Origin of the sequence: Kineosphaera limosa NBRC 100340, assembly GCF_000298215.1 — a bacterium.
Lineage (GTDB): Bacteria > Actinomycetota > Actinomycetes > Actinomycetales > Dermatophilaceae > Kineosphaera > Kineosphaera limosa.
The window spans coordinates 21,526-30,944 of record NZ_BAHD01000076.1; the positions used below are offsets into that span (position 1 = coordinate 21,526).

The 9,419-nt window shown below is 71.3% G+C and carries 9 protein-coding genes; 3 read left to right on the forward strand and 6 right to left on the reverse strand.

Translation table 11 applies throughout. The features are described 5' to 3' along the window. The first annotated feature begins 9 nt into the window (after positions 1–9). Positions 10–960 carry a hypothetical protein gene (locus KILIM_RS18025; protein WP_006594168.1) on the forward strand — a complete coding sequence of 317 codons (951 nt, stop codon included), beginning with the start codon at positions 10–12 and terminating at the stop codon, positions 958–960. A 19-nt stretch (positions 961–979) separates the two neighbouring features. Here KILIM_RS18025 and KILIM_RS24160 read toward each other — a convergent pair whose 3' ends face one another. The 4 genes from KILIM_RS24160 to KILIM_RS24705 all read right to left on the reverse strand — a co-directional run bounded on the left by KILIM_RS24160 (position 980) and on the right by KILIM_RS24705 (position 3,819). Further along, on the reverse strand, positions 980–1,132 hold the full coding sequence (locus KILIM_RS24160) for a hypothetical protein (protein WP_006594169.1): 153 nt from the start codon (positions 1,130–1,132) through the stop codon (positions 980–982). A gap of 69 nt (positions 1,133–1,201) precedes the next feature. After that, a complete protein-coding gene (locus tag KILIM_RS18030; RefSeq protein ID WP_006594170.1) occupies positions 1,202–2,305 on the reverse strand; it encodes a branched-chain amino acid aminotransferase in 1,104 nt (367 codons plus the stop codon). 101 nt (positions 2,306–2,406) lie between these two features. After that, the gene (locus KILIM_RS18035) at positions 2,407–3,492 is read right to left on the reverse strand and encodes a 3-isopropylmalate dehydrogenase (RefSeq protein ID WP_006594171.1); all 1,086 of its coding nucleotides are present in this window, start codon (positions 3,490–3,492) and stop codon (positions 2,407–2,409) included. A 156-nt stretch (positions 3,493–3,648) separates the two neighbouring features. Beyond that, on the reverse strand, positions 3,649–3,819 hold the full coding sequence (locus KILIM_RS24705; protein WP_006594172.1) for a hypothetical protein: 171 nt from the start codon (positions 3,817–3,819) through the stop codon (positions 3,649–3,651). Positions 3,820–4,084: 265 nt separating this feature from the next. On the opposite strand from KILIM_RS24705, the gene KILIM_RS18045 reads away from it, so the two are divergent. Next, entirely contained in the window at positions 4,085–5,701 is a 1,617-nt protein-coding gene (locus KILIM_RS18045) for a methyl-accepting chemotaxis protein (protein WP_006594173.1), read from the forward strand. 122 nt (positions 5,702–5,823) lie between these two features. On the opposite strand, the gene KILIM_RS23495 is transcribed toward KILIM_RS18045, so the two are convergent. After that, a complete protein-coding gene (locus tag KILIM_RS23495) occupies positions 5,824–7,557 on the reverse strand; it encodes an alpha/beta fold hydrolase (RefSeq protein WP_006594174.1) in 1,734 nt (577 codons plus the stop codon). A 27-nt stretch (positions 7,558–7,584) separates the two neighbouring features. Then, complete coding sequence (locus KILIM_RS18055; protein WP_006594175.1) at positions 7,585–8,433, reverse strand: MBL fold metallo-hydrolase; 849 nt, start codon at positions 8,431–8,433, stop codon at positions 7,585–7,587. A gap of 183 nt (positions 8,434–8,616) precedes the next feature. On the opposite strand from KILIM_RS18055, the gene KILIM_RS18060 reads away from it, so the two are divergent. After that, a partial coding sequence (locus KILIM_RS18060; protein ID WP_006594176.1) for an L-lactate permease occupies positions 8,617–9,419 on the forward strand: 803 nt, incomplete at its 3' end.

Genomic DNA, 9,419 nt, shown 5'->3' on the forward strand with positions numbered 1-9,419 from the left:
CCCAGGGTGATGCCCGACCCCGGCCACCCCGGCACGGCCACGACCCTCGCCGACGCCGCCTATCCTGGGCCGGTGAAACTGGCGCCTGGAGAGTGGCTTGCGCGGCAATCCGCGCACGTCAGGCGGGTCGACGAGGCCGCGGCCGGGTATCTGTCCAGGCGCAGTCGCGGCGCCAAGCACCCGGTCGACGACTTCCTGTGGATATATTTCCGATTCCGCCCCGGCCAGCTGCGCCGCTGGCACCCCGGAGCGGGGGTGACCCTGACGCAGGCCGCGGACTCCGAGCACGCGGGCCGGCGCCACTACCAAGTCGCCGGAGGCGACGTGCGGCTCGACGTGCCGGGCTTTCTGGCCGAGCGGGGGTCGGGGGTGCGCTACGTGCGAGACCTCCTGGCGGCCACCGCCTCCCGCCCGCCGCGGTTCGGCTGCTTCGGGCTGCACGAGTGGGCGATGGTCTACCGCAGCCCGGAGGTGCGGCATCCGTGGCCGCTGCGGTTGGGCGCGGCGGGCACCGACGCGGTCGTCGAGTCGCGGCCGCTGCGCTGCACCCACTACGACGCGTTCCGGTTCTTCACGCCGCAGGCCTCCGGACGCAACGAGCTGACGCCGACGCTGGAGTTGCGACCGACCCTGGAACAGCCGGGCTGTCTGCACGCGGGCATGGACCTCTACAAGTGGGCGTACACGCTGACCCCGGCCATCGCCTCGGAGCTGGTGATGGACTGCTTCGAGCACGCCCGCCGGGCTCGGGAGGTCGACATGCGGGCCTCCCCCTACGACTTGCGCGACCTGGGCTACGAACCGATCCCCATCGAGACCGCCGCCGGCCGCGCCGAGTACGTGGCCGCCCAGCAGGACTTGGCCGGTGAGGCCGCCGCCCTACGCTCCCGCCTGCTGCGGGCCTGCGACGACCTGCTCGCCGGGCACCCGCAACCGGCCTTGGCCGCAGCGCCGAACTGAGCCGAACTGAGAGCGGCGGTCAGCGATCGCCGTTGGGGCCGTAGAGCCAGACGCCGACGACGGGCACGAGCAGAAACCACATCCAGCTGCGGGTGGCGAAGAAGAGCACGACCGCGACCAGGGGCGTCAGGCCCATGATGAGGTTGGCCTTGAATCCGGTGGGACGCAGCACGGGTGGCTCCTTCATGAATCCCGGTCGTCGGCTATGTCGGTCGAGTGCCCCCGGATCGATGGCCTCCGATCACACCAGGCGCGTCATCCAGCCGTTGGTGTCCTCGGCGCGGCCGTACTGGATGTCGAGCAGGCGCCGGCGGATGTCGGCGGTGTTCTCGCCGACTCCCCCGGCGACGCTCTGGTCGCCGACGGTGACCTCGCCGCCGTCCCACTTCAGGGTGCCGACGGGGGTGACGACGGCCGCGGTGCCGCAGGCGAAGACCTCGGCGAGCTCACCGGAGGCCGCGCCGTCCTTCCACTCCTGGATCGGGATGCGCCGCTCCTCGGGTTGCAGGCCCATCTCCTTGGCGATCTGCAGGATCGAGGCGCGGGTCACGCCCTCCAGGATCGTGCCGGTCAGCTCGGGGGTGACGATGCGCCCGTCGCGGTAGACGAGGAACAGGTTCATGCCGCCGAGCTCCTCGATGTAGGTGTGCGTCGAGGAGTCGAGGAAGACGGCCTGGTCGCAGCCGTGCGCGGCGCCCTCGAGCTGCCCGGCGAGGCTGGAGGCGTAGTTGCCGCCGCACTTGGCGGACCCGGTGCCGCCCTCTCCGGCGCGGGCGAAGTCGGTCGAGATCCACAGCGACACCGGCTTCATGCCGCCGGGGAAGTAGGCCCCGGCCGGGGAGGCAATGACGCAGTAGGTCATCTCGTGCGCGGGGCGCACTCCCAGGAACGCCTCCGAGGCGAACATGAACGGCCGCAGGTACAGCGACGTCTCGCCGGTGCCGTAGGCGGGGACCCAGGCCTCGTCGGCGGCTACGAGCGCCTTGATGGACCCTAGGAAGTCCTCCTCGGGCAGCTCGGGCATCGCCAGACGCGAGGCGCTGCGCTGCAGGCGGCGGGCGTTCTGCTCGGGCCGGAACGACCACACGGAGCCGTCCTCGTGGCGGAAGGCCTTGAGGCCCTCGAAGACCTCCTGGGCGTAGTGCAGCACCGCTGCGGCCGGGTCGAGCTGGAACGGGCCGCGGGGCACCACCTTTCCGTCGTGCCAGCCCTCGCCCTTCGTCCACGTCGCCACCGCCATGTGATCGGTGAACTGCTTGCCGAATCCGGGATTGGCCAGGATGCCTTCGCGCTCCTGCTCGCTCGTGGGGCTGGGGTGTGCGGAGAGCGAGTAGGACAGCGACATGGTGGCTCCTGTGCGTGGGTGGCGTGGGGGCGTCGAGGGCCGGATGTCCTTGCAGAGTACCCGCGGGCGGCTGGAGTCGGGGACGATCGCGCGGGGCGCGCTCAGCGCAGGCGAGCCGCGATATCGGCGCCGATCTGCTCGGTGGAGCGAACGCTGTCGGCGCGCTCGGCGAGGTCGGCGGCCACGGCCTCTTCGACGGCGGCCGCGAGGTCGGGGCGGCCCAGGTGGTCGAGCATGAGGGCGACGGACAGGATCGTGGCGGTGGGGTCGGCCTTGCCCTGCCCGGCGATATCGGGCGCGGAGCCGTGGACCGGCTCGAACATGCTCGGAGCGGTGCCGTCGGGGTTGATGTTGCCGCTGGCGGCCAGGCCGATGCCGCCGACGACCGCGGCCGCCAGGTCGGTGATGATGTCGCCGAAGAGGTTGTCGGTGACGATGACGTCGAAGCGCCCCGGGTCGGTGGCCAGGAAGATCGTCGCGGCATCGACGTGCTGATAGGCCGTGGTCACGTCGGGGAACTCGGCCCCGACCTCCTCGACCGTGCGCCGCCACAGGTGCCCGGCGTACGAGAGCACATTGTGCTTGTGCACCAGGGTCAGGTGCTTGCGGGGCCGGGCCTGGGCGCGTGCGAAGGCGTCGCGCACGACGCGCTCGACGCCGTACCGGGTGTTGACGCTGACCTCGGTGGCCAGTTCGGCCGGGGTGCCGACGCGTAGGGCGCCGCCGTTGCCGGTGTAGGGCCCTTCGGTGCCCTCGCGGACGACGACGAAGTCGATGCCCTCGGGCGCGACGCGCGCCACGTCGAGGGGGCTGCGGACGCCAGGGAACAGTCGAGCGGGGCGCAGGTTGACGTAGTGGTCGAAGGCGAAGCGGATGGTCAGCAGCAACTGCCGCTCCAGCACGCCACTGGGCACGCTCGGGTCGCCGATGGCGCCGAGCAGGATCGCGTCGTGTCGGCGCAGCTCGTCGAGAGTCCCCTCGGGTAGGGCCTCGCCGGTGCGGTGCCAGCGCTTGGCGCCGAGGTCGTAATCCGTGGTGGTCACCTCGATGCCGGCGCCCTGCGCCACAGCCCGCAGAACCGCCAGGCCCTGCCCCACGACCTCCGGTCCGATGCCGTCCCCGGCGATCACCCCGATGTCGAACCGCTGGACCCCGCCGTTGCCCTGCTCCGAGCCTGTCTGCGCCATACGCTGAGGTTAGCGAGGCGTCTTGCTAGTCGATACGCGGGTCTCGCACATCGGGATCTCGTGCGGGCCCTGGCAACCAGACGCGCGGGCCAGACGCCAGCGGGGCGGTGCCGATAGCCGGCACCGCCCCGCTGATGTTGGTTGTCGAGCTGCGGATCAGGAGTGGCCCTGGTCGCGCAGATCCATCGACTCCTGGAGTGCCCGGCGGGCCTCGGTCTCTTCTTCGGTCATGTGAATCACGTCCTCACGGCCGGGCCGCCGCGCGGCCCGGTGCGGATATAGATCTGTGGTCGCGGGGTCGGGGCCGGCGTCGGGATCGCCACGCAAAGCCGCTGCAGTGCCGCGTCAAGTGGCCCGCGTTGTCAGGGCCGTCTTCGATGGTACGACGATCGAGCCGCGCCTGTCTCGCCACCCTGCGCATCGCGCGCAGTGGGCGAAAGCCCGATGTGCCCCAAATCCAGCGGAGGCGATGGGTGGACACACCCACTGGCCGCCTGATTGCTACGGGACTTCTCGCGAACGGCGATTAGGCAGGCGTCACTCTCAATCAGCTTTCGGCTCTGTGACGGCACCGGGCCGCGAAAGGCCTCACATGTCAGCTCTGTCGAACCTGCTCAACGGGCTAAGTGTCCGAACGAAGATCCTGACCGTCGGCGCGGTCGGCCTCATTGGTGCCCTGCTCCTGGCCGCGCTGAATTTCTGGTCGCTGTCAGGGATGAACCGCGTCGCCAACGAGATCGGCGAGGCGTACACGGTCGAGATGGCCTCTGCCGCCATCAAGGCCGACGCCTACGACGCGAAGCGCCAGCAGAACCGCTACATCATCGACGGCTTCGCTACCGACGGCGGCAACACGATCGCAGAATCGCGGGCCAAGTTCGACGCCGTCGTGCAGGCGACCGACGCGCATCTGGCCGGCTTTCCGCAGCCCGCCACCCAGGAGGGTCAGCAGCATCTGGCAGCGCTGACCCAGTCGTGGGAAGCCTTCAAGACCAGCGACGCCCAGGCGTGGGCCGCCGTGAGCCAGAACAGCACCGCGGGGCTGAACCGGGCCCGCGAGATCGCCCTCGGCGAGTCGACGCAGCATGCAGAGGCGATGGCCGCCTCCAGCGATGCGCTCGTGGAGACCGCGGCGCAGCGGGTCAAGTTGGCGGAGGCCGACCAGACCTCCACCACCACCAGCACGACGATCATCATCATCGTCACGCTGCTGGCCGTGCTGGCCGCGCTGACCGCCGCCGCGCTGTTCATCGCGCGTCGCATCGTCGCCGGTGTCAGTGCCGTCCGCGAGACGCTGCAGGCCATGGGCCGCGGCAACCTGACCGTGCCGGTGCACGTCGACAGCCACGACGAGGTCGGTCAGATGGCCGAGTCGGCCGAGGAGACCCGCCTGGCGATCGCCGCGCTGCTCTCGCAGGTCAGCCAGGTGTCGACGACCGTTGCCGCCTCCTCCGAGGAGCTCTCGGCGAACGCCGCGCAGACGGGCGCCTCGACTGAGGGTTCGGCGCGGTCCCTGGGCAACATCTCGACGTCGGCGGAGGAGGTCTCTCGCAACGTGCAGACGGTCGCGGCCGGTACGGAGGAGATGACGGCCTCGATCCGCGAGATCGCCCAGTCGGCGTCGAATGCCGCCACCGTGGCAGGCCAGGCCGTGCACGTGGCGGACCGCACGAACACGACGGTCGCCAAGCTCGGCGAGTCTTCGGCCCAGATTGGTGAGGTCGTCAAGGCGATCACGAGTATCGCGGAGCAGACCAACCTGCTGGCTCTCAACGCCACGATCGAGGCGGCGCGCGCCGGAGAGGCCGGTAAGGGCTTCGCGGTCGTCGCCAACGAGGTCAAGGACCTCGCGCAGGAGACGGGCAAGGCGACCGAGGACATCGGCCGCCGGGTCGAAGCCATTCAGCTCGACACCGAGGCTGCGGTGCAGGCCATCAGCGAGATCGCCACGATCATCGCGCAGATCAACGACACGCAGAGCGCCATCGCCTCGGCCGTCGAGGAGCAGACCGCCACGACCAACGAGATGAGTCGCAGCGTCGGCGAGGCCGCCACGGGCTCCGGCTCGATCGCCAGCAGCGTCCGGTCGGTCGCCAGCGCTGCCGCCGAGGTCAACGCCGGCTCCGCGAGCGCCGCCGTCGCCGCGAGCGAGCTCGCCCAGAACGCCTCGCAGTTGCAGTCGCTCATCGGGCGGTTCACGTACGCCTGACGCGGCGGAGGCGCCTGACGCGGCGGACGCGACGGACGCGACGGACGCGACGGACGCGACGGACGCGACGGGACGGAGCCCCGCGCCTCACCCGAGGTGCGGGGCTCTTGTCGCTGGGCCAGTTAGCGAGACCAGTCGATGGCGAAGGGATCGGTGACGACGCTCCGGGTCGGGCGCAGGCCGGCAGGCGCGCGACTCGCATCGTGTAGGACATCGGCGAAGCCCAGGCCCGTCCGCTCCTCTAGCTCGCGGAGCGGGAGGCCGTGGATGAGGTACTGGTCGTCGAGGCCGAACGGCTCGAGCCCCGCCAGGGACTGGGTCACGAGGAAGGCTTTGCAGGTCAGCGCGTCCTCGACGCGATAGGCGAGCACCTTCCAGAAGGACAGAGGCACAGCGACCCCGCGGTACGCCGGATCGTCGTCGGCCAGGACCGGACCGCCGAAGACCGCGACCCGTGGCAGCGGGGTCTGCCGCACGTACTCCAGGAGCGAGTTCTCGAGCAGGCCCCAGTCGCCCGCCTTGCCCGACTGGTTGAAGGTGTCCATCTGCGGCGTGATGTTCGTGAAGTAGAAGGAGTCGCTGTTGGCGCGTCGAGCCTGCGCAACCGTCCCCCACAGCAGGTCCGCGCGGCGGGCGAGGTGCCCGCGGTCGAGGCGGTTGGCGGCGTAGACGTCGTCGAGCACCTGCAGGTCCTCGTCGATTCGCGGATCGGCGCGGAAGCGAAGCCCCGAGCGAGGCAGGTCCTGCAGCGTCGCGGCGTCGATGGTCCAGGCGACCTGGCGCGCCAGGCGGCGGGTGCTCGAGAGCATCACCGAGAAGTGCTGGTACGGCAGCCAGGGGCTCCCGTCGAGGAGGACCGCATCGTCGTGGGCGCTCGTCGGCGCCGGGAGGTCGAGGCCGAGGAAGGCGGGGTCATAGCCGGTCCCCTTCGGGCCCGGGGCGCGCAAAGGTACGGCTGCGACATCCGGGTCGGTCGGGCCATCGTCGAGCGCGTCTCGAATGTGCGCGAGCACCGGGCCGGGCGCCTCCTCGGGCAGGTAGTGCCCGCAGTCGAGGGCCTCGCCGCTGACATCGTCGGCGACCGCGCGCCACAGGGTCAGCGGGTCGAAGAGCTGCTCGACGACGCCGTGTCGCCCCCAGAGGACGCGCAGCGGCGTCGTGATCCGATGCCCGGCCGCCCGGTCGGCCCGGTCGTGCTCGAGGTCGATCGTCGCGGCGGCGCGGTAGTCCTCGCACATGCCGTGGGCCGCGTTCGGGCCGGTCATCGCCTTGACGTACGCCTGCAGCACCTCCGGGGGGAACGGCGCGAGGCCGGCGGGGCGGTTGCCCATGAGCAGCTCGATGTAGGCGGCCGGGTCGCCCGCGATGAGCAGCTCGGGCAGCGGCTCGGGCTGGATGAGGAAGAACCAGTGCCAGTAGGCCGTCGCGAAGTCCCGCGTCGTGCCCTCGTACATGTCCAGCGTCGGCGCGATGTCCATGAGAATCGCGGCGCTCACTGCATCGGGGTGGTCGGCCACGAGCCGTGCCGCGACCCGGGCCCCGCGGTCGTGGGCCGCGACCGCGAAGCGTTCGTGGCCGAATTGGCGCATCACCTCGATGGCGTCGCGGGCCATGGTCCGCTTGGAGTAGGCGGCGTGGTCGCCGCCGCCGGGCGGCCGGGACGAGTGGCCGTAGCCGCGCAGGTCCATCGCGATGACGTGGTGATCCAGCGCGAGATCGTCGGCGATCCGGTGCCAGATGAGGTGGGTCTGCGGGTGGCCGTGCAGGAGCAGCAGCGGGGACCCCTGCCCGCCGGCCCGCCCGGTGATCCGGACCTCCCCGGTGTCGATCGCGAATTCCTCGTAACGAGCGAACATCTCGACTCCTGCCACGACGACGGACTTTCAGGTGAGGTGGTCGTTGTCGCCGCTGACCCAGGCGGCGTAGCGCTGCGCCGAGCGGCGCACGATGTCGGGGGCGCCCGGCCCGGCGCGGGACCCGAAGTTGTTGTAGAGCGAGTCGAACTCGTAGCGGGAGGCGTGCTCGGCGAGGCGGCGCACGACGGCTGCGGACATCGGGATGCGGTTGGGGTAGCTGCGCAGAAAGGTGACCATGCCGTCCGGCGTCGGGAAGATCGCGTCGCCGGCCAGCAGGACTCCGCGTCCCTGAGCGCCGTCACGCCAGTGGGCGATGGTGCTGCCCACGAAATGCCCGCCGATCTGGTCGAGGACGATCCCGGGGAGCACCTCGAAGCGCTCGCTCCACGTCCGCACGGCCGCCGGTCGGTGGCCGAGCCACTCCTGATCCGCCGCAGCGACCCAGATCGGAGCGTCGTCGAAGGCGGCGCTCCACCGCGACTGCACGCCGTACATGTGCGGGTGGCTCGCGACGATATGGGCGATCCCGCCGAGCTCACGCACCCGAGCGACCGCCCCGTCGTCGATAAAGCCCGGCACGTCGAACAGGAGGTTGCCCTCCGGAGTCCGCACAAGCAACCCGGTCTGACCGATCCCGAAGTCGGGGACCTGCAGGCCCCACAGGTCAGGCTCGACCTCGACGACCTCGACGCGCGCCCCGTCGCGAGCCAACTCGGCCAGGGTCGTCCAGAGCTGCCCGCCCGTCGGCACGTATTGGCGCTCGTCCACGCAGATCCGGCACTGCTCCGGCACCGGCCCGGGGGCGTACTCCCACCCACACGTCGCGCACAGCCACCCGTCCGGGCTCTGTGCCGTCCTCGACAGCTGCGTCCCCATCGCGATCGACCGCCCCTCTCGTCTCAACCCGACTCCGGCGCGACCCACCTTAGGCGGCGGTGACGACCCCGTCGCTGCTTCTCTACCCTGACCGGAGAGTCCCGGCACCCTTGTGCCGGCCCGGTTCGCGCGGCCAGTTCGCCCGGCTGCTGGGGCGCTGACGGCCCGGCGACAATAGAGCGCGTGCTCGACACCCTCCTGGCGATCCTGCCCGTGCTTGCCGTCGGCGCCGCGGTCGCCTCCGGGCTGCGGGCGACCGGGGCCGCGGTCAGCGCGCTACTCGCGGTGGGGGTCGCGGTGGCGCTGCGCTACCCGCTCGATGTCGCGGCGGCGCGCGCCGACATCATCCGATGGTTGCCGCTCATGGTCGAGATCCTCCTCATCATCGGGGGCGGACTCGTGCTCGCGGCGCTGACGACTCGCACGGGATCCCAACAGGTGCTCGCGCGCCGACTCGCGGCAGCGGCCGGGACGCCCGTGGTCACCGTGCTGCTCGTCGTGCACGGGATCACCCCGTTCGCCGAGTCGGTCATGGGCTTCGGGATCGGCGCGATGATCGGGGTGCCGCTGCTGTTACACGTGGGGATCCCGCCGGCGCGCGCGGCGATCGTCTCGCTCCTCGGGCTCGCCGCGGTGCCGTGGGGTGCGATGGCGCCAGGCATCCTCGTCGCGGCGGGCATGACGGGGCTGAGCTTTCAAGAGTTGGGCGTCGCGAGCGCGCGCCTGAGCCTGCTGCCGTTCGTCGTCTGCGGGATCGCGGGGGTGCTCGTCGCCTTCGGGCGGCGCGCACGCCTGCTGTGGCTCCTGGCCGCCGCCGGGACCGGCATCGTCTTCTGGCTCGGCGTCATCGGAGCCAATATCGTCGCCGGCACACCCCCGGCCGGCGCACTCGGTGCGCTCGTGACGATCCTCGTCGTGCTCGCTGCCCGCCAGGCCCAGCGCGCGTTCGCCGGCCGACGGGGGCACGGCAGCGCCGAGGCCGCAGG